This is a genomic window from Synechococcus sp. WC101 (assembly GCF_047461555.1).
Lineage (GTDB): Bacteria > Cyanobacteriota > Cyanobacteriia > Thermostichales > Thermostichaceae > Thermostichus.
In genome coordinates, this window is record NZ_JANSHG010000029.1 from 1 (window position 1) to 19,201 (window position 19,201).

Below are 19,201 nucleotides of genomic sequence, written 5' to 3' on the forward strand. Positions count from 1 at the left end.
GATCAATCCATCCTCCTTCCGAAGTTGGTTTGCTAAGTGCTGCTATTGTACCCCTTGAGCCCTTAACAGGCTGTACCACCCTCAGGGGAGAACCTGAGTAAAGAGGTGGTTAAGAATCCCTCTCCATTAGGCCAGAGCCCGGAAAAGAGGCTAATCCCCCAACTCCGGATCCGGCCGCACCCGCACCTCCATTTGGCGCAACAGGCGCAGCGAGCTCTCCGGCCCGTCGATCATCTGCTGCTCGTTGATCCAGTAGGTGGCAATGCCCAGGTCTTCCAGAAATCGAATGTAGGGATCCGGCGGCGGCCCGTCGAAAACGGCGGCTTTCTGAACGGAGAAGCCCTGTTCGATCCAGGGGGTGAGGGCAAAGCGCTCGTAGTAAAATAATTGCCCCACCACCTCCTGGAGCGCCTCTGCGGCATCTTTGTGGTGCAGCAATTTCACCTCGGCCAAAAGCAGGTGTCCATCCGCCACCGCCAGAAAGTCAAACGTGTGCTGGTCTTCCCGCACCTCCAGCCCAGCCAGGCGGAACCAGCGGCGAAAGTGGTGCAAGATCTCGTTGTGGCGTTCGCTGCGCTCCAACTGACGGCGACGGCGGCGCTCTGCCATCAGCGGGTCTGTCCCGGCACAGGCAGGGATCCCGCTGCTGCGAAACTGGGGCGGCTCATCCGGATCCAAAACCACCTTGCCCCCAGCAGGGTGATGCAAGAGGGGGGGCATAGGAGGCAGGAGCTCGGCGGATCCCCACTCCACCTCCGGCTGCGCAGCCAGGGCGAGCAGATGGCGATTGAGAGGGTGCTCAGGGTGGGTGTCAAACAACAGCTTGAGTTGGGAGTGGCTGAACTGAAAATCCAGGCGAAACTGCTCCACCGAAAGGCTGCTGCGCCCCTTTTGCAGAGTCTCCTGGCCAAAGTAGAGCATCACCAGCAGAGGATAGATGGGCAGGGGGCGATGGGGCGGGATCAGCATGGCCCACATCGCGTCAGTCCAGTGGGGGAGCAAAATCTCCGCCTGTTTGCCCTTGCCCACCACCTGCAGCATTTTGGGGTGTCCCGCCTGCCAGCCACAGGGGTGGTCGTCGAAGCCACAGGTTTGCCGCCCCTGATCCACGCTCAAGGGGTAGCGCCCGTCGTAGAGGCGAAAAGGACAGAGATCCCGGTCTTCGGCCAGAAAACGCTCGTCCTGCCACAGATGGGCGGCCAAAGCATGACAACCAATGCCCTCCTGGCTGTTGCAAGCCTTAAGCCAGCGCCGTTCCGCCAATTTGCCGCCCACTTTGCTCGGCGCCAGGGGTTGGACAAGGCCGTTTTCCCCTTGGTTAAACAGGGGCCACACCAAGGGCTCCCCCGTCTCCGGCAGGGTGGGCAGCAGGGGGTGGACTTTGCTGTAAAACGGGTCGCAAATGCGCTGGGCCACCTGCTGCAGAGGCAGGCCATGAGGGGATCCCACCGCCGGCAGAAGAGATCCCGAGCCGGCCTGGGCGCGATGGTACTGGATGGCCAGGGCCACTTCTACTCCTATTGGACGCAGTTCCGGCGTCAACTGCCGGTAACGCTGCAGCAGCCGCGAGGCTTGCACAAACAGGTCGTAGCGCCGAACTGGGACTGCGTCAGCCATAGGGTTGCCGGAGAAATTCCTCGCCGACTTGAGCAAAAGCTGGCTATGGACGAGCTTCTCGGTCTCAAACAGGATCGAGATTGGGTTTGTTGTGTCTGCAAATGCTGACTTGCCGAGCGCAGCGGCAGGAAGGCCCGTTTCGCTTGGCACCAGGTCAGTTGTCAGTGTAGTAGAGAAACCCCGGCGCGGAAAGATTTTGCGACTTGCTCCCGCCAAAACCAGCGGCAACAGGCTAGCAGGGAACGATGCTCCGGCCCTAACTCGGTTACCGAGAGCCGGTGCGGCGGTTTCGCTTTCGGCAATCCCATACCTTTTCCGGGATCCCCGGCTGCCTGGGCTACCATAAAAAGCTGTAGGGCTTTTGCATGAAGCATCACAGGTCATGGCCAATATTCAGCGGGATCCTGAGGTCAACGGGTCGGCGGCCACCGCCCTTTCTTCACAGCCTCAGCCTTCGGCGCCCCCCTTGCCTTTGCTGGTTATGTTTCGCCTGGGCCTATTTCAGATGGGCTTGGGGATGATGTCGCTGCTGACGTTGGGGGTGCTCAACCGGGTCATGATCGACCCGGAGCTGCTGGCTATCCCGGCTACGGTGGTGGGGGGATCCCTGGCCATGCACCAGTTGGTGTCTCCAGCCCGCGTCTGGTTTGGGCAGCTTTCCGATGCCAAGCCTTTGTTGGGGACGCACCGCAGCGGCTATGTGCGCCTGGGATCGGTGTTGTTTGCCCTGTGCATCTTCTTGGCGGTGCAGGTGGTGTGTGGCTTGGGGCAGAGCTTTGCCAACAGCGGCTGGTCGCCGGCTACCTACGGCTGGATTGCTCTGGCTGCCTTGATGTTTGCTCTCTACGGGCTGTGTCTGAGCGCCTGCTCCACGCCCTTTGCGGCGCTGCTGGTGGATGTTTCCGATGAGCACAACCGCTCCCAGTTGGTGGGGATCGTCTGGTCGATGCTGATGGTGGGCATCGCCGGGGGGGCGATTGGCTCGGCGGTGCTGCTGCGCGGCCTGGATGCCGAGAACTTACAGAGCACGATCAACCGCCTTTTCATCATCATCCCTGCCGTGGTGATCCTGCTGGGGGTGATCGCCACCTGGGGGGTGGAAGAACGCTACTCTCGCTACGGATCCCGTTCCACCTTGGTGGGTCGGGAAGACCAGATCACCCTGGGCACGGCCATTAAGGTGCTCACCGCCAGCCGGCAAACCGTGATCTTCTTCGGCTTTTTGGCCCTGATGACCATGGGCCTGTTTATCCAGCAGCCGATTCTAGAGCCCTATGGCGGCGAGGTGTTCGGCATGACCGTATCCCAAAGTACCCAGCTCAACGCTTTCTGGAGCCTGGGCATTTTGGCGGGAATTGTGGTGACCGGATTTTTCATCGTGCCCAAGTTGGGCAAGCAGACCACCACCCGCCTGGGCTGCTTGCTGGTGGCCCTTTCTTTTGGCCTAACCATTGCCTCAGGGTTTACGGGCGAGCCGCGGCTGCTGCAACTGTGCATGATCCTGTTCGGCTTAGCTTCCGGGATCACCACCAACGGCGCCATCAGCTTGATGTTGGATTTGACAGCGGCTGAGACTGCCGGCACCTTTATTGGGGCTTGGGGCCTGGCCCAGGCGATGTCGCAGGCGCTTTCTACCCTCATTGGCGGCGCCTTGCTGGATTTGGGGCGGCTCCTCTTCCCCACTTCCTCGGTGCTGGCCTATGCCACCGTCTTTGGGGTGGAGGCGGCGGTGATGCTGCTGGCGGTGTACTTGCTGGGACGGGTGAGCGTGGCCGAGTTCCGGGAAAACACCAACCGCGCCCTGACCGAGGTGCTGGCGCTGGAGCTGGAAAGCTAACGCCCTTTGGCCGGCTCGTAGTGGCGACACCCCTGGCAGGGCCCGCTGGGGTTGACGGCGCAGCGCAACAGGGGCGAGCGGGCGTTGAAGCGGCAGGAGGGATCCCCCAGAAACTGGCCTGCTTCGGGAGGTGGGCTCACCGGGCGAATGAGGGCGCGGATGCCGCAGAGGTGATACTTGCCCTGCCGCAATTGGTAGGAATGACGCTTTTCCAAAATTAGGTAGTGCTGCTCGGCCAGTTGGATGTAGGTACCCGGATGGGGGCTGCTCTCCCAGGGGCATTCCTCCACCACCTCTCCCGAATCCGCATCGATCCACTGAATGGGCAAGGCCGGGTTGACAGAAGACATAAGGTGCCAGGGAGGCCAGCCTGGAGAACAGACCGGCAAACAATAGGATGGACGCGGTTTTGCCTGTACTCGCTCTATTTAGTGTAGAGGATTTTCCTTGGGCGGGCCGCCAATTGGGGGGGAGGGTTGAGTCCTAGGTTCTCGCGCCTGATCTAGATCTCCTTCTTCCGAAAGGAGGTCACCTCCATCTCTCCCGCCTCGAGTAGCCAGAAACCTCATCTCTTGCCGAGGGGGTTACCTTAGACCCTGTTTTCTCACTGTGGCATGATGGGTCAGAAGCAAAAATTGGTAGCCTGGCCGAGGATAGGCCACGGGTGAGCCACATCTGCCTGGAGCGACCGGAGTCCTTATGGTAGGGCAAACCTTGGCTGGCCGCTATCAGATCCTAGAAGAACTGGGATCCAGCGGGCAAACCTACCTGGCCCAAGATGGCCATTGCCCCGAACAGAGCTGGGTGGTGATCAGGCGTTGGCAACCTCGCTCTCCCAAGGGGGAAGAGCCCTCTGCTGCCCGGCAGCGATTTCAACAGGCAATGGCGCTGCGGGAACGCCTGGGATCCCATGACGCTATCCCGCGCCTGCTGGCCTATTTTGAGGAGGAAGGGGGCTTTTACTGGGTGGAAGAGTGGATCCAGGGGCAGACACTGGAACAAGCCCTGCGCCAGACCACGGAGCAAGGGCAGCTTTGGTCAGAGGTGGAGGTGCGGGCCTTTTTGCAAGATGTGTTGCAGACTCTAGCCTTTCTGCAGGGTGAGGGGGTGAGCCACGGCAATTTGCGGCCCTCTTGCTTGCTCTGCCGACAGTCCGATGGCCGTTGGATGGTATTGGGCTTGGGCCAAGCTATGGCCTCTGCCGGTTCTGGATTGGAGGCTTCCTCTGCTGGCGGCGACCTCGATGCCTTGGGCCTCCTCGCCTTGCAAGCCCTCTCAGGGATCCCGACCCACAAGCTGTTTCGCGATCCGTTGACGGGAGAGCTGCGCTGGCACGATCTGGCTCCTACCAGCGCTCCTTTCGCCGCTTTTTTGGATGGCCTGGTGGGTTGCGACCCGCGGCAGCGCTTTGCTTCGGCAGCGGCAGCTCTGGCTGCCTTGCAGGCTTTGTCTCTGGCAGAAGGTGTCTCTCCCGGCGCTGAGATCTTGCCCGACCCTGTTGCCGTCGATCCCTGGCAGGAGCCGACTACGCCGCCGCGCTCTCCCGTATCGTTGCGGGCGCGTTTCTGGATCCCACCGCTTTGGGCGGGGAGCAGCCTGGCGGCTTTGCTGGTTTTGTTCGGAGTTGCTGCCTGGCAACTGGCGGCCAACCTTAGCCGGTGGGGAGAGAAGGCAGTTGTGCCTAGGGACTCTGTCCCGCCCGCGGGAACAATGGCAAATTTGGGATCCGCTGGGCCCAACAGCTTCAGCTTCACAGAGCAGCCGCCCAATCCCTCCAAGACTGGAAGCCCTGCCCTCGACTTGGCAGATTGGGCCAAGTCCTTACGGCTCAAGGCCAAGCTGGAAGGTCCCGCCGCCATCACCGCCCTGGCCATCAGCCCGGATGGAAATCTCCTGGTTGCCGGGGGGGATGACGGCGTCATCCGCTTTTGGGATCCCCAGGCCGGCCAACTACTGCAGAGCTGGACAGGCCACGAAGGCTCGATTGAGACGCTGGCCATCAGCCCGGATGGCACCTTTTTGGTGAGTGGAGGGGCAGACAAGACGGTGCGGGTCTGGGATCTGGCTGCTCTAGGGGATCCCGCCCTGCGGTCGGGGGAGGGGGTGCCACGGCTGCAATTGCAAGGACACACCGACTTGATCAACAGCGTCGCCATCAGCCCCGATGGCCGTTGGATCGCCAGCGGCAGCGCCGACCGCACCATCCGCCTTTGGCAAGCCGAGGACGGCCAGTTGGTGCGCACCATCGACAGCGCCGCCTACCCGGTTACCCAAGGGGCAGGCATTACGGCAGTGGCCTTTGCTCCCTCTGGGTTGGCGGAAGAAGGGAGCTCGCCCTGGATCCTGGTGGCTGCCAATGGGAATCCCGCCGTCTATCTCTGGGATCCCAGGAGTGGAGCGTTGCTGAAAACCCTCGAAGCCGACTACCCCATCGAGCAGGTGCTCCTCAGCCCCGATGGCCGCCACTTGCTCGCCGCCAGCGCTTCCGGCATCTGGATCTGGAACGTGGGCACGGGATCCCGGGAGCGCACCCTGCCCCAGCCCTTATCCGGCTTGGCCACCCTTGCCCTCAGCCCCGATGGTCGCTTGCTGGCCAGCAGCACCGATCACCGCGCCCAGCAGATCAAACTCTGGGATCTGCGCAGCGGCAAAGAGTTGCGCACTCTGGGCGGCCAGACCTGGATGGTGAGCGCTCTGCTGTTCGGCCCCGATGGTCAGACCCTTCTCAGCGGCGGCGCCGATGGCGCCATTCGCATCTGGGGGCCAGAACATCCCGCCTCTGAAGCGGAGAAGGGGACTCAGCCTTGAGGAATCAAGCCAGGTAGAATACTCGACGGAGGAGGGATCCCGGCAGAGCATGGGCAGAGTAGTCATTATCGGGGCGGGGCTGGCCGGCTTGACCTGCGCCAAGGTGCTGGCCCAAGCGGGCCAAAGGGATGTTCTGGTCCTAGAGAAAAGCGACAGCCCCGGCGGGCGGGTGCGCACCGACGCGGTGGAAGACTTTCGTTTGGATCGCGGCTTTCAGGTGCTGTTTACGGCCTATCCCCAGGTGCGGCGGCATCTGGATCTGAGCCAGCTCGATCCCCGCCCCTACCGTCCGGGAGCCATGTTGGCCCAACCCGGTCGCTGCTGGCTGTTGGGAGATCCCCTGCGGGATCTGTCCAGTATCTTTCCTTCCCTGCTCAACCCCTTGGCCAGCTTTGGCGACAAGCTCAAGGTGCTGCAGTTGCGGGCAGAGCTGGCGCGGCGCACCCCGGAGCAGGTTTTCCAAGAAGGACTGGGGGGATCCGATTGTTCGGTGCGGGAGTTTCTGGAAAGGTACGGGTTCTCCGCCAAGATCTGCCAGCACTTTTTCTACCCCTTTTTCCGCGGCATTCTTCTGGATCCGGAGCTGGCCAGCAGCGCCCGCCTCTTGGCCTTCTATTTCAAGATGATGGCCGAGGGAGCCATCGTCACCCCGGCCTTGGGTATGGGAGAACTGGCCCGCCAACTGGCCGGCCACCTTGCCCCAGAGCAGATCCGCTACCAAACCCCGGTGGAGCGCATCCTGGTCCAAGAGGGAAAAGTGCGCGGGATCCGCACCGCCGACGGCGAGGAGATCCCTGCCGAGTGGGTGGTCTGCGCCACCGATGCTCCTCAAGCGCGGGCCTGGCAAGCGGAGCTCTGCCCCCACGCCGCTGTACCCATCCCCACCCAGGGACGAGCGGTGACCTGCCTTTACTTCTGCGCCCCCTTTTCCCTAACTCGCGGCCCTTATCTGTACCTCAACGCCGGCGGCCAAGGCTGGATCAACCACTGGGTGCAGCTCACCCACCTCAGCCCGGCACTGGCTCCTGCTGGCCAGCACCTCTATTCGGTGACGGTGCTGGGAAATCCCCCTCTGGGCGATGAAGAGCTGGCCCAAGCCTGCCGGGCCGAGCTGCAGACCTATTTTCCCAAAGCCCCCTTGGAACAATGGCGCCTGCTGCGGGTGTATCGGATCCCTTTTGCCCAGTTTGTGCAGCCGCCCGGCTTTCAGCAGCATTTGGTTCTCACCTACAGCGGCCTGCCAGGCCTTCTCTGGGCTGGAGAGTACACTCACCAGAGCAGCATCGAGGGATCCCTGCGCAGCGGCGAACAGGCAGCGGCCTGGATCCTGCAAAAATCGGCCTTGTAGACTTTCTTAACTCTACTCCCGGAACCAAAGCCGGGATCCCGTGGTATGAAGGGGGTGGACTGGATGCCGACGAGGATCCCTCTGCCATGCAAAACGCTACTCTGAACCCGTTTTCGCTTCTACAGCAGTCGTTTGAAGTCGTAGGCCCCATCTATGGGCCGCTGCTGATCCTGGCCTCTCCTGGCTTTGTCGTCATTGCCATCATCGCGCAACTGATCCCACTTTTCGGGGGAATCTTTAGCTTCGCCTATATCCTAGTCGGCATGCCCATCCTGACAGGAGCAGCCTTGTGGCTGGTGGATCAGCACCTGAAGGGGCAAGCTCCCCTACTGGGCAACAGCCTCGACCGAGCTGCCTCGAAGGCAGTACCTCTGGTATTCGCCAACATCCTGTTGGTGTTGATTGTCTTGCTTGGGATGCCGCTGCTTGTACTTCCCGGCATCTACTGGGGGGTAAGGCTGGCTTTCGCTCTCTGCGCGATTGTTTTGGAAGACAAAGGAGTCACAGAAGGGTTGGGCTACAGTTGGAGCCTCGTCAAGGGCCGCTGGTGGGGAGCGTTTTGGGCACTTCTTATCTTTGGCCTCACGGTGGTTGTGGCATTTCTGGCCGGGAATTTTATCTTTGCCTTCACGGTAGGTGTGATTTCGGGTGAGATTTCGTCTTATGACGAGACTTTTGCTGAGAAAATTTTGGAAGTTGTGAATGTTGTGAGTGTGACTGTGGTTGGGAATGCTGCCGCCACGGCAGTTGCGCCTATCCTCAATATCTATACAGTGCTCCTGTTCCGATCCCTGCAGCAGTTGCAGGCGCAAGCAGCCTCCTAACTTCAGCTTTTGCACCTGTTTCAGATGAGTTCCGGGATCAAGCCGAAACAGTTTGCCAGTATCCCGTGGTATGAAGGGGGTGAACTTGGTCGCCCAGGAGGATCTCTCCGCCATGCACAACGCCACCCTTAACCCGATTCTGCTCTTGCGGCGGTCGTTTGAGTTGGTAGGTCCCATCTACTGGCCGCTGCTGATCCTGACCTCATTTTCTTCTAGCCATATCGCGTTCTTCGTTGTAGGTCTGACCTCACCTTCCCTCGGGATGATCCTGCTCCTCCTGGCCTATGTCCTAGTCGGCGCGCCCATCTTGACAGGAGCAGCCTTTTGGCTGGTGGATCAGCACTTGAAGCAGCGAACTCCCTTGCTGGGCAATAGCTTGGCTCAGGCTTTCTCTAAGGCAGTGCCTCTGATATTCGGCAGCCTCCTGGTGAATCTGATTTCCTCGCTAGGGATGCAGCTGTTTGTGTTTCCCGGCATCTTCGGCAGCCTCCTGGTGAATCTGATTTCCTCACTAGGGATGCAGCTGTTTGTGTTTCCCGGCATCTATTGCCGGGTAAGGCTAGCTTTCACCCTCTGCGCAATTGCCCTGGAGGACAAGGGTGCCACAGAAGGGTTGGGCTACAGTTGGAACCTGGTCAGGGGCCGTTGGTGGGGGGTGTTTTGGGCATTCCTGGTCGTGGTTTTGATCTTCGGCATCTCAATCCTGCTTTTGCCTTATGTTGTGGCGATCTTGGGAGCTACCCTAGCTGCAGTTGTAACTGGGGGTAATACCGACATCATAGGACTTGCGCTTCTGGTTTGGGCGCCTGTGGTAGCTCTCTTAGAAGTTGTGGTCGGGTTTGCCGCTTTCACGGCAGTCACGCCTATCTTCAATGTCTACACGGTGCTCCTGTTCCGATCCCTGCAGCAGCTGCAAGCGCAAGCAGCGTAGTTTGGCTTGCCCTCACCCCCAATCCTTCCCCCCTGGCGAGAGGGAAGTTGCAGTTGGCCTAGGGAGAAGGGCGCTCCAGGATCCCTCCCCCCAGCAGGAGATCCCCGTGGTACCAGACGGCGGCCTGGCCGGGGGTGACGCCAAATTGCGGCTCGGCAAACCGTAGCTTGACCCGCTCCGGCGATTCCGGGATCAAGGTGGCCGGCACGGCGGGGGTACGGTAGCGCACCTGCACTTCTACCGCTAAGGGCTCGTCCGGCGCAGGGGTCGAGACCCAGTTCACCTGCCGCACCCAGGCCTCGGCTTGGGTGGCTTCTTCCCGTTCCCCCACCACCACGCGGTTCATGGCCGCATCGATGCGCACTACATAGAGCGGGCGGGAAGAGGCAATGCCCAGCCCCTTGCGCTGGCCAACAGTGTAGTGGTGAATGCCCTGATGGGATCCCAGCACGCGCCCCTGGGTATCGACAATTTCCCCCGGCCTTTGACCCAGGTGCTGATCCAAAAAGTTGCGCATCGAGCCGTAGGTCTCGATCAAGCACAGATCCTGGCTTTCGGGCTTATTTGCCGTAACCAAGCCGTAGCGCGCGGCAATCTGGCGGGTTTGGGCCTTGGTGTAGTTGCCCAAGGGGAAGAGGCTGTGGGCCAGGTGCTCTTGGCTGAGGTCGTAGAGAAAATAAGACTGATCCTTCTGCCGATCCACCGCCCGCAGCAGTTGATATCGCCCCAGCTCGCTGTTGAAACGTACCCGCGCGTAGTGGCCGGTGGCAATCTGAGAGATACCCAGGGTCTCGCGGGCATAGGTTAGCAAGGGACCAAACTTCACCAGCTTGTTGCATTGCGAGCAGGGCAGCGGTGTGATCCCGTCCGCATAGCCGGCCACCAGGTAATCGACAATGTTGGCTTGGAACAGCTCGCGGCTATCCACAATATGGTGGGGGATCCCCAATTGCTCACAGATGGCGGCGGCGTCCACCAGGCCGTCGGTGCAGCACTGGCCTTTCCCCCGCATCAGCCAGAGAGTCACCCCCTCCACGGCATAGCCCTGTTCGTGGAGAATGGCCGCCACCGTGGAGCTGTCTACCCCCCCAGAGAGAGCCGCCACAATGCGAGGCCGAGAGGGGGAGCCGGCTATTTCTGGAGCAACGAGAGGATAGGGGCTGGTAGCCATCGCAGAGCAGAGGATCACGAAAACCAAAGGCCGGCAAATCCTCGACGGAGCCCTCCGAGAACCCCGTCCCTACATCAGGCCGAACCCAGATCTTCAGCTTAGCTTGCTTCTGAATCGGCTGGCCGGGATCCCGGTTCCGGGAAGCCCCTTTGGCGCAGCCGCCGCAGCGAATCCAAAGCCGCCGCGGCAACGCTATCGTGGGGATCTTTGGCCAGATAGTTGAGGGCGGAAACGCTCTTGGGCGAAGGCAGATTTCCCAAGGCCTGGGCCAGCCGCTGCCGCACCAGCCAATCTTCCGACTGGGCAAACCGCAGAATGTGATCCAACGCCCGCAGATCCCCCAGTTCTCCCAGAGCAGCAATGGCCGCCTGCTGCAGCAGCTCTTCCGGCCCCTCCAACGCCCGCAGCAATACGTCGTAGGCTCGGGGATCCTTCAGGTTGCCCAGGGCCACGGCGGCGCTGAAGCGCACCAGCCACTCCACATCTTCATAAAAAGCACGCACCAGCGCCTCAAAAGCCCGCGGATCTTCCAAGTAGCCCAGGGCGCCTGCCGCATCGGCGCGAATGCCGTAGTCCGGGTCTTGGGTGAGAATCTCCAGCAGCTTGGGCAAACAGGCGTCCGTCTGCTTGATCCCCAAGGCAAACACGGCAAAAGAGCGCACCTGCAGGTTTTCGTCGTCGATGACCTGCAAAATCAGCGGCACCGCCTGCTCTGCTGGCACATCCCGCAATTGCGCCAAGGCCACCATGCGATCCGCAGGGCGCGGGCTGCGCAGCCGCTCGGCAATCTCCTCCAGACGAGCGGGGTTGACAGGATCCAAAGCAGAGACAGTCATGGCGTTAACAAATATTTACAATCTTTCTTCAGTATGGCAAACGAGGCTGCGCTTGGACAGAGGCCGTCTTTGTCTGGCCCGGTCGGGATCTCTGGGGACATGGTGCCACTGTTTCGATCGACAAATCCTAGCACTGTTGTCGAGAAAAGCAGGTTGACTTGGCCCCATCACGAAGATTTTGGATATTTTGGTGGAGAGGATACGAGGCTCTCTCCCGGTGGTCTCTATGCTGAAATCGCTGCCTGCTCGCCCATTGTCCTGCTTTCTTGTAGCCGGCCTGCTGTTGGCAGGGGGCGTTGCGTTTTTGGCCCCCCGTTGGTTCCCGGCTCTGGCCAACGAACAGGCTGTTCCTGAGGCCGAACTGGCGCTTCGGCCCCTCTTGCCTCCGGGATCCCGGATCCTCAGCTCGCGGCGATTGAGCGACACAGAAGCGGAAATTTGGGTGGAGTCTCGGGGGGGAACCAGCCCTGTGATCATGCGGCTGAATGCTGCAGGGACTTGGGAACAGGATATGAGCGCCACCTTGGCCCGCGGAGCCAGCCAGATGCAAGCTCTCGCCCGGCAACAAACGGTGAACTTGCCTGCCGGCTTTGGCCAGACCGCCCCCGATCAACCCCCGCCGCCGGTGCCCTCCCTTCTGCAGGCTACCCAAGCTGCCTCTAGCCTGATCCCGCCAGTGGATCGAGAGCAGGAAACCCAGCGGGCCTTGAGTGGGGCGGGACGGGCGGATCCCTTTGTGCCCCAAAACGTGCGTGCCCCTGAGCCAACCCTTAACCTGCCACCTCTACCTCCGCCGCCGGAGCTGCCGCCGCCCGGCAATGGTGGCGAAGTGCCCGTAGCAGTGACCACGCCGCTCCCGACCCCCACTCGTGACCCGGCGGCCTTTGCCCGCAGCGTGCAGGTTTCTGGGATGATCCAGATTGGTGGCGAATCCTTTGCTTTGGTTTCCGGCCCAGGCGTCATTCCTTCTGTGGTGCAGGCCGGGCAAAACTACCAAACTGCCAGGGTGGCCGGAGTGTCGGTGCCGGAGCGACGGGTTGTGCTCTCGGAAGGAGGCGAGACCGTCGTGAAGACAATGCAAGACACCACTGTGATCGTGGGTGCGCCCTAGCCGTGGCTATTCCAGAACACAACGAGACACCAGAGAGACTGGCGGTTTGATGCAGTCTCCTGTCTTTGGGCAAGGGATTTTTCCAAGGTCAAGTCTAACTCCCCTCTCCCTCTGGGAGAGGGGCTGGGGGTGAGGGGGGACTCCCTCTGGGAGAGGGGCCGGGAGCGAGGGAGTCTGGAAAAGTCAAAAACGGGGCTCGCTGTTGAGGCGGGACGGCTGCTGTTTTAAATAGCGCAAGAACTCCCGCAGTTCGGCCTCATTTAGTTGGTGGCGCGACTTTTTTTGGAAGCGACGCTCCAAGAACTCTTGTCCTTCCTTGCGGCCCCAGCCAATACGCTGCATCTCGACATCTGTTTGAGCAATGATGTCGGATAAATCATCTCCATAGGCCCCTGGCTCGCTCAGATTGGGCAACTCTGGGGAAGTCGGCTTCGCCGGGATCCCTATCGACTCAGGAGCTTGAGGGGCAGCAGAAGAGTGGGTGCGCCCATTGGCCAAGTCAGGAGTGGGCAGGTAGGGCATCCTGGCGGCAGCAGAATCCACCCCCAAGCTCAGGGAAGTTGTGGAATGACCGAATCCTGCGTGGTTTAAAGCGCGCTTCAGCGCAGCATCTTCTGCTTCTTCTACTGTGTTGGAGCCGGCAATACCACTGCCCAGAACCGTGTTGTTGACCACCACCTGGGCTTTGACGATGTAGATCCCTTCTTCCACCCGCAACAGATCGGTGAGCAAACTGCCCATAGGGTACCGCTCTCGAAAGTCTTGGATCATGTTGGCGTCAGAACCTGTTGCTGCTGAAGCTCTGACTACAAGTTAGCCCGAAAGTTAACTTGGCATCCAGATCTCAATCCAATCCCACCCTCAATATCGACATTGAATTGATATAAAGCGAGAGATCTCAACAAGAGGGAGCTGTCCGAGCAGATAACATCCCGGCTGGTGAGGGTATGCTATGGCCAAGGAATCCAGTTATATTAAGCAAGCGTCAACCCACGTGGCTGGCTTGGAAAACATGAATTATCAGCAGCTCAGCCTTGACTCTTAGCTCTATTGTCGGCGCCAAGACAGATGGGGGACTATGGCCAGCGATACCATCGGGGTCAGCTCAGCGAGTTTGGGACGGGCAGCCATTCGAGAGCGCAATTATGGCACTGCTTTGCAGTTGCTGCGGCGGGCTTACCGTGCAGATCCCAGCCCAGAGAATGCTCGTTGGCTGGCCACCGCCTACGAAGAAGCGGGGTACCTGCAATTGGCCGCTCTGTACCGAGAATTGGCCCAAGAGCGCAGGGAGACTCCCAAAGCGATTCAATTTCAGGCCCCCAAACCTCCCGGCACCCCTGAAGAACTGAAGCAGCCACCTCCTGAACCACCGGATCGCAAGACCATTCCCTTGCCCCAGCCGATCCCACACCCAACCCCACCGGCATCCTCTTCGGATCAGCCGGTTTGGGTTTACAAGCCCACCCCCATTGACCCCAAAAGCATCAGCCGGCAAACGCCCCTTCGACCTCAGGCCGCGGAGCCTGCCCCTTCCCCTCAACAATCGGCGGAGAGGAGTAACTATTTGCCGGTTCAACACGCGCCGGATTTGAAAAACCCGCAGCAGGGATCCCCCTTCCTGCGGCGGCTGAACCAACTGCATCGCCAGTTTAAGGATCGGCCCACGGCGGAGCTGGCTTTGCAACTGGCGGAAGCCTACGACGAGCAAAAGAACTTCAAAGAGGCCCAGCGCTACTACCGAGAAGTGTTGGATCTGGACGATTCCTGGCTGTTGCGACCGATGGTGCAAGAGCGCCTGGAAGAGCTGCGGCAACTGCAGGAGCAGGGCTCTTTGGCGGATCCCTCGGCCCAAAGTTTGCTCAAGCTGGCCGAGAAGTTGGAGCAGGAGGGGGAAATCGCCCGGGCCGAGCAAGTCTACCGCCAGATCCTGAAGATGGATACCACCCTGGACGTCCATGCCAAGGCTCGCAAGGGGCTCAACCGGCTCTATCCCGACGGGAAACGGTGAACGGCAGGCCGCCCCATTGCCTCTACAGCCGGCAAACCAGGAAGCAACTTCTCCTCAGCGAGGATCAGGATCCCGCGGGTCGAGGGCATCTCGCAGGCCATCTCCCAGCAAGTTAAAAGACAGGGAGGTGAGCACCACCATCAGGGTGGGGGCCAGCACCAGCCAGGGCTGCAGAATGATTACCGAAGCGTTGGTGGCCAGCGACAGCATGTTCCCCCACGAGGCATCCGGCTGTTGGATCCCCAGGCCGATCAAGCTCAGCACCGACTCTGCCACGATATAGCCGGGCACCGCCAAGGTTGCCGAGATCACCACGTAGGTGGTGGTCTGGGGCAGGATATGGCGCACCAGCAGATACAGGGATCCGGCCCCGGCCACCCGTGCCGCCTGCACAAAGTCTCGCTCCCGCAAGGACAGCACCTGCCCCCGAATCACCCTGGCCAAGCCCGCCCAACCCACCAAAGAGAGGATGGCCACAATCACCAAAAAGCGCTCGGCATTGCTGAAGGGCACACCGGTCAGCGGGTTCACCTGCAACACCGCCGCCAACGACACCAGCAAATACAGCGTCGGGATCGACATCAACACCTCAGTCAGCCGCATCAGCAGCGTATCCACCCAGCCGCCGAAGTAGCCGGATATGGCCCCCACCAGCAGACCGATGGGAAAAGAGATGCCGATGCCCACCAGGCCAACGAACAGGCTGACGCGCCCACCGTAGACCAGACGGCTGAAGTAGTCGCGACCTTGATCGTCCGTGCCCAGCAGGTGTAGCCGCGCTACGGGCAGCCCTTCCTCCGTCCGCAGAGGGACAGTGCCGAATAGGTGTCGATCCCAGGGGATCAAACCCAACCAACGGTAAGGGGTGCCGGCCACAAACAGGCGGATCCCGGCGGGACGGCTGGTATCCACCAAAAGCGGACGTTCGCCCGTTTCCAGATCCACCGGCCCCTGGCGAGTTGGATAAACGTGGGGTCCCAGCCAAGCCCCCGACTCGTCCCAAAAGTGAATGGCGGTGGGGGGCAGAAGGGATCCCCCCGGCTGCGATTCCAGCGGGCTGTAGGGGGCGACAAACTCGGCAAAAATGGCGCAAGTATAGAAAACGAGGAGGATGTAGGCTCCTGCTTGAGCCCAGCGATTTTGGCGAAGCCGTTTCCACCACTGCATGAGGCCAGGATCCCGGTTGGGCGAGCTTTCAGGGTAGCGATACCGCGCTTATTTTCCAATCAAATCCAGAGAGCCAGAAGGCCCGATTTCTGTAGTCTAGGTCTCTTACTCCGATCCCGAACAGCCCCAACTCAGGCTCCCCTCTCCCTTCTTCCCCAAGACGGCTCAGTCGGCCAGGGAATAGCTGGGGCTGTAGAGGGGCATCATTTCCATCCGAGCTGCGGCGATTGTCTGCGGCAGCACCCCGACCAGCCGCGCCAAAATGTCATCCGGCAACTGGCTGACCAAATCGGCAGAGAAAAATTCCTCCAAACTAAAAAGCAGCACCCGCGCCCGCTGGGCCGGCAGAGGATTATCGGTGATCTGCTGCAGCCAGCGCATCCAGTGCAGCCGCTTGGCATAGGCATTTTGCCGCTCTTGATAGCCCTGGGGATGCAACAGAGCCACATCCCCAATGGGGAGCACGCCGCTCGAATCCACATCCAAGGGCCCCCCGACCGCAGCCCCCGGCCCGGCAAACTCGGCATGAAACGTCTTGCAGATGATCAGGGCGTTGGGCCGCTGTGGATCCACCATCAGCAATTGGCCACTGCTGAGGCTGCGAATCAGTTGACCTGGCTCAACCCACTGAACCAGGCTATGGCTGTTGGGAGAGGGCTCGTTCATACCCCTTTAAGATATCTCAGCTCCCCTTACCCTTACATGAGATCTTCAACTTTCGCAGCTCTGCTTGACCGAATCTTCATATTGGCAGGAGAGGGCCGAATATAGGCTTCACTCAAGCTACCGGCATCTCGCCGACAACCCGGATGGCGATCCCTTCGCCGGCCTGGCAGCGGCCAATGCGACGGGCGTAAGAGTAGCCGGCGCTGTGGAGCTCTTGCAAAAGCTCTGCGGTGTAGGCGGGATCCACCGCCACCAGCAAGCCGCCGCTGGTTTGCGGATCCGACAAGAGCAACTGCTGCCACTCCGGCAGAGAGTTGGCCTCTACTCCCTCATAGCCCTGCCAGTTGCGCCGGGCTGCGCCGGGGAAGATCCCAGCTTCAGCTAAGGAGAGCGCTTCGGTCAAAAACGGAATGGCAGCCAAATCCAGCTCGGCGCTCACCCCCGAGCCCCGGCAGACTTCCAGCAGATGTCCCAAAAGACCAAACCCCGTTACATCGGTTAGGGCGCGAACCTGGGCTCGCTGGGCCAGTTGCGGGCCGATGCGGTTGAGCTGAGTCATCACCTGCAAAACTTCCGCGTAGCCTGCCGCGCTGAGCTGGCCCTTTTTCAGGGCGGTGGTCATCACCCCGATCCCCAGCGGCTTGGTGAGGATGAGATCGTCGCCGGGCCGGGCGGTGGCGTTGCGGCGGATGTGCTGCGGGTGGGCCAGCCCTGCCGCCACCAGGCCGAAGATGGGCTCGGGCGAATCGATGGAGTGCCCCCCGGCCAAAGGGATCCCGGCTTCCTGACAGACCTTGATTCCCCCGGCCATGATCTCCCGAATGGCCGACAGGGGCAACCTGTCGACCGGCATGCCCAAAATGGCCAGGGCGAGAATGGGCGTGCCCCCCATCGCGTAAACATCGGAAAGGGCGTTGGCGGCGGCGATGCGGCCAAAATCCACCGGATCGTCCACAATGGGCATGAAAAAGTCGGTGGTCAGGATCAGGGCCTGCTCGTCGTTGAGTTGGTAGACGGCAGCATCGTCGCTGGTCTCGGATCCCACCAGCAGCGCCGGATCCGACCAGAAAAGGGGCAGCTCTTTGAGAATCTGCTGCAGCAGCGCCGGGGCGATTTTACAGCCGCAGCCGCCGCCGTGGGAGTACTGGGTGAGGCGAAGGGGAGTGTCCATTTAGGCAAAAGGAGAAAACACAAGCTTGATTGATCTCACTGTAGCCATACCTGCAGGCAGCCGGGAAATGGGCACACCGAGTTAAGGTAAGAAAGATCCTTCTATCTGTAGCCTTGCCATGGCCTTTGTTCCCTTGCACTTGCACAGCGAGTACAGCCTCTTGGATGGCGCCAGCCAATTGCCGCTTCTGATTGAGCAGGTGGTGGCGATGGGTTTGCCGGGGCTGGCCCTGACGGATCACGGCGTTATGTACGGGGCCATCGAGCTGGTGAAACTGTGTAAAAGCAAAGGGATCAAGCCGATCATCGGCAATGAGATGTATGTTATCAACGGCGATATTCGAGACAAAAGCCGCAAGTACCCCAAGTATCACCAAGTGGTTTTGGCCAAAAATACCCAGGGCTACAAAAACTTGGTCAAGCTGACCACCATTTCCCATCTCCAAGGCGTTCAAGGCAAGGGGATCTTCGCTCGGCCCTGTATCAACAAAGAGTATTTGGCGCAATACAAAGAGGGGTTGATCGTTACCAGCGGCTGCCTGGCCGGGGAGGTGCCCCAGGCCATTTTGCAGGGGCGGCCAGAAATTGCCCGCCAAGTTGCCGCCTGGTATCAGGAACAGTTTGGAGATGATTACTACATCGAGATTCAGGATCACGGCTATCGAGAAGACCGCTTTGTCAATGTGCAATTGGTGCGCATTGCTCGCGAATTAGGGATCCCGATCATCCTCACCAACGATAGCCACTTCATCTCCTGTTGGGATGTGGAGGCTCATGATGCTTTGCTCTGCATCCAAACAGGCAAATCCCTCACCGAAAAAAACCGCCTTCGCTACAGCGGCACAGAGTACTTGAAAAGCCCGGAGGAGATGCGCCGCCTCTGCCGCGATCACCTGGAGCAGGAGGTGATCGACGAAGCCATTGCCAACACTCTCAAGGTGCTGGAAAAGATCGAGGGCTATGACCTATTTGGGGAAACGCGCATGCCCGACTATCCGGTTCCGCCGGGCCATTCTGCCGATAGCTATCTCACCGAATTGGCCTGGCAGGGCCTGGCGAAACGCTGCGGCGTCGCCTATCCAGATCAGATTCCGGAAAACTATCAGGAGCGCCTGCGCTTTGAGCTGAATATCATCCAACAAAAGGGCTTCTCCAGCTATTTCCTGGTGGTCTGGGACTACGTTCGCTATGCTCGCGAACACGGGATCCCGGTGGGCCCGGGCCGCGGTTCGGCAGCCGGATCCCTGGTGGCCTATGCTTTGCAGATTACCAACATCGATCCCGTCAAATATGGCTTGCTCTTCGAGCGCTTTCTCAACCCAGAACGGCAATCGATGCCGGATATCGATACCGATTTCTGTATCGAGCGGCGGGGAGAGCTGATCGACTATGTAACCCGCAAATACGGCCAGGAGCGAGTGGCCCAGATCATCACCTTCAACCGCATGACTTCTAAGGCCATTCTCAAAGATGTCGGTCGGGTGCTGGATATTCCCTATGCCGAAGCCGACAAAATGGCAAAGCTGATCCCGGTCTCGCGGGGCAAACCGGCAAAATTGGAGGAGATGATCGGCGAGAACACGCCGGCTCCAGAGTTCAAAGAAAAATACGAGAAAGACCCAACCACTCACCGCTGGATCGAGCTGGCCCGCCTGTTGGAAGGCACCAACAAAACCTTTGGGGTTCACGCTGCCGGCGTGGTCATCT

Annotated in this window: 16 protein-coding genes; 8 read left to right on the forward strand and 8 right to left on the reverse strand. The window is 60.3% G+C overall.

Annotated elements, in window-relative coordinates; all coding sequences use genetic code 11:
- Window positions 1–150: 150 nt before the first annotated feature.
- A complete protein-coding gene (locus NW809_RS03470) occupies window positions 151–1,617 on the reverse strand; it encodes a hypothetical protein (protein WP_011428963.1) in 1,467 nt (488 codons plus the stop codon).
- Between the two features lie 382 nt (window positions 1,618–1,999).
- Between NW809_RS03470 and NW809_RS03475 the strand changes: the two genes are divergently transcribed.
- Entirely contained in the window at window positions 2,000–3,454 is a 1,455-nt protein-coding gene (locus NW809_RS03475) for a BCD family MFS transporter (RefSeq protein ID WP_414401530.1), read from the forward strand.
- Here NW809_RS03475 and NW809_RS03480 read toward each other — a convergent pair.
- Complete coding sequence (locus tag NW809_RS03480; protein ID WP_071813485.1) at window positions 3,451–3,804, reverse strand: DUF6464 family protein; 354 nt, start codon at window positions 3,802–3,804, stop codon at window positions 3,451–3,453. The two genes, NW809_RS03475 and NW809_RS03480, sit on opposite strands and share 4 nt — an antisense overlap.
- A gap of 349 nt (window positions 3,805–4,153) precedes the next feature.
- On the opposite strand from NW809_RS03480, the gene NW809_RS03485 reads away from it, so the two are divergent.
- The 4 genes from NW809_RS03485 to NW809_RS03500 all read left to right on the forward strand — a co-directional run bounded on the left by NW809_RS03485 (window position 4,154) and on the right by NW809_RS03500 (window position 9,365).
- Complete coding sequence (locus tag NW809_RS03485) at window positions 4,154–6,262, forward strand: WD40 repeat domain-containing serine/threonine-protein kinase (RefSeq protein ID WP_011428966.1); 2,109 nt, start codon at window positions 4,154–4,156, stop codon at window positions 6,260–6,262.
- 49 nt (window positions 6,263–6,311) lie between these two features.
- Window positions 6,312–7,610, forward strand: a complete 1,299-nt coding sequence (locus NW809_RS03490; RefSeq protein WP_414401531.1) for an FAD-dependent oxidoreductase — start codon at window positions 6,312–6,314, stop codon at window positions 7,608–7,610.
- Window positions 7,611–7,696: 86 nt separating this feature from the next.
- Entirely contained in the window at window positions 7,697–8,434 is a 738-nt protein-coding gene (locus tag NW809_RS03495; protein ID WP_414401532.1) for a glycerophosphoryl diester phosphodiesterase membrane domain-containing protein, read from the forward strand.
- A gap of 70 nt (window positions 8,435–8,504) precedes the next feature.
- Complete coding sequence (locus NW809_RS03500) at window positions 8,505–9,365, forward strand: glycerophosphoryl diester phosphodiesterase membrane domain-containing protein (RefSeq protein WP_414401533.1); 861 nt, start codon at window positions 8,505–8,507, stop codon at window positions 9,363–9,365.
- 58 nt (window positions 9,366–9,423) lie between these two features.
- Here the strand turns inward: NW809_RS03500 and mnmA are convergent, their stop codons facing one another.
- The gene (gene mnmA, locus NW809_RS03505; RefSeq protein WP_099813289.1) at window positions 9,424–10,536 is read right to left on the reverse strand and encodes a tRNA 2-thiouridine(34) synthase MnmA; all 1,113 of its coding nucleotides are present in this window, start codon (window positions 10,534–10,536) and stop codon (window positions 9,424–9,426) included.
- A gap of 98 nt (window positions 10,537–10,634) precedes the next feature.
- The gene (locus NW809_RS03510) at window positions 10,635–11,372 is read right to left on the reverse strand and encodes a HEAT repeat domain-containing protein (RefSeq protein WP_099884399.1); all 738 of its coding nucleotides are present in this window, start codon (window positions 11,370–11,372) and stop codon (window positions 10,635–10,637) included.
- A 304-nt stretch (window positions 11,373–11,676) separates the two neighbouring features.
- On the opposite strand from NW809_RS03510, the gene NW809_RS03515 reads away from it, so the two are divergent.
- Complete coding sequence (locus NW809_RS03515) at window positions 11,677–12,483, forward strand: hypothetical protein (RefSeq protein ID WP_099813288.1); 807 nt, start codon at window positions 11,677–11,679, stop codon at window positions 12,481–12,483.
- Window positions 12,484–12,666: 183 nt separating this feature from the next.
- Here NW809_RS03515 and NW809_RS03520 read toward each other — a convergent pair whose 3' ends face one another.
- Entirely contained in the window at window positions 12,667–13,224 is a 558-nt protein-coding gene (locus tag NW809_RS03520) for a hypothetical protein (protein WP_011428973.1), read from the reverse strand.
- 337 nt (window positions 13,225–13,561) lie between these two features.
- On the opposite strand from NW809_RS03520, the gene NW809_RS03525 reads away from it, so the two are divergent.
- The gene (locus NW809_RS03525) at window positions 13,562–14,491 is read left to right on the forward strand and encodes a hypothetical protein (protein ID WP_414401534.1); all 930 of its coding nucleotides are present in this window, start codon (window positions 13,562–13,564) and stop codon (window positions 14,489–14,491) included.
- Window positions 14,492–14,545: 54 nt separating this feature from the next.
- On the opposite strand, the gene NW809_RS03530 is transcribed toward NW809_RS03525, so the two are convergent.
- The 3 genes from NW809_RS03530 to selD all read right to left on the reverse strand — a co-directional run bounded on the left by NW809_RS03530 (window position 14,546) and on the right by selD (window position 17,495).
- Window positions 14,546–15,658, reverse strand: coding sequence for an ABC transporter permease (locus tag NW809_RS03530; RefSeq protein ID WP_011428975.1), 1,113 nt, complete (start codon window positions 15,656–15,658; stop codon window positions 14,546–14,548).
- A gap of 165 nt (window positions 15,659–15,823) precedes the next feature.
- Complete coding sequence (locus NW809_RS03535; RefSeq protein ID WP_414401535.1) at window positions 15,824–16,324, reverse strand: hypothetical protein; 501 nt, start codon at window positions 16,322–16,324, stop codon at window positions 15,824–15,826.
- A gap of 112 nt (window positions 16,325–16,436) precedes the next feature.
- On the reverse strand, window positions 16,437–17,495 hold the full coding sequence (gene selD, locus NW809_RS03540) for a selenide, water dikinase SelD (RefSeq protein ID WP_099812628.1): 1,059 nt from the start codon (window positions 17,493–17,495) through the stop codon (window positions 16,437–16,439).
- A gap of 118 nt (window positions 17,496–17,613) precedes the next feature.
- Here selD and dnaE point away from each other — a divergent pair.
- Window positions 17,614–19,201 (forward strand): DNA polymerase III subunit alpha (gene dnaE / locus NW809_RS03545; protein WP_414401536.1); only part of this gene is annotated, 1,588 nt, incomplete at its 3' end.

Bases quoted from the DNA above. Each gene is read 5' to 3' on its own strand.
- selD (WP_099812628.1), bottom strand. From the start codon at position 17,495: ATGGACACTCCCCTTCGCCTCACCCAGTACTCCCACGGCGGCGGCTGC.
- NW809_RS03525 (WP_414401534.1), top strand. From the start codon at position 13,562: ATGGCCAGCGATACCATCGGGGTCAGCTCAGCGAGTTTGGGACGGGCA.
- NW809_RS03480 (WP_071813485.1), bottom strand. From the start codon at position 3,804: ATGTCTTCTGTCAACCCGGCCTTGCCCATTCAGTGGATCGATGCGGAT.
- NW809_RS03495 (WP_414401532.1), top strand. From the start codon at position 7,697: ATGCAAAACGCTACTCTGAACCCGTTTTCGCTTCTACAGCAGTCGTTT.
- mnmA (WP_099813289.1), bottom strand. From the start codon at position 10,536: ATGGCTACCAGCCCCTATCCTCTCGTTGCTCCAGAAATAGCCGGCTCC.
- NW809_RS03510 (WP_099884399.1), bottom strand. From the start codon at position 11,372: ATGACTGTCTCTGCTTTGGATCCTGTCAACCCCGCTCGTCTGGAGGAG.
- NW809_RS03485 (WP_011428966.1), top strand. From the start codon at position 4,154: ATGGTAGGGCAAACCTTGGCTGGCCGCTATCAGATCCTAGAAGAACTG.
- NW809_RS03500 (WP_414401533.1), top strand. From the start codon at position 8,505: ATGAAGGGGGTGAACTTGGTCGCCCAGGAGGATCTCTCCGCCATGCAC.
- NW809_RS03470 (WP_011428963.1), bottom strand. From the start codon at position 1,617: ATGGCTGACGCAGTCCCAGTTCGGCGCTACGACCTGTTTGTGCAAGCC.
- NW809_RS03520 (WP_011428973.1), bottom strand. From the start codon at position 13,224: ATGGGCAGTTTGCTCACCGATCTGTTGCGGGTGGAAGAAGGGATCTAC.
- NW809_RS03490 (WP_414401531.1), top strand. From the start codon at position 6,312: ATGGGCAGAGTAGTCATTATCGGGGCGGGGCTGGCCGGCTTGACCTGC.
- NW809_RS03535 (WP_414401535.1), bottom strand. From the start codon at position 16,324: ATGAACGAGCCCTCTCCCAACAGCCATAGCCTGGTTCAGTGGGTTGAG.
- NW809_RS03530 (WP_011428975.1), bottom strand. From the start codon at position 15,658: ATGCAGTGGTGGAAACGGCTTCGCCAAAATCGCTGGGCTCAAGCAGGA.
- NW809_RS03475 (WP_414401530.1), top strand. From the start codon at position 2,000: ATGGCCAATATTCAGCGGGATCCTGAGGTCAACGGGTCGGCGGCCACC.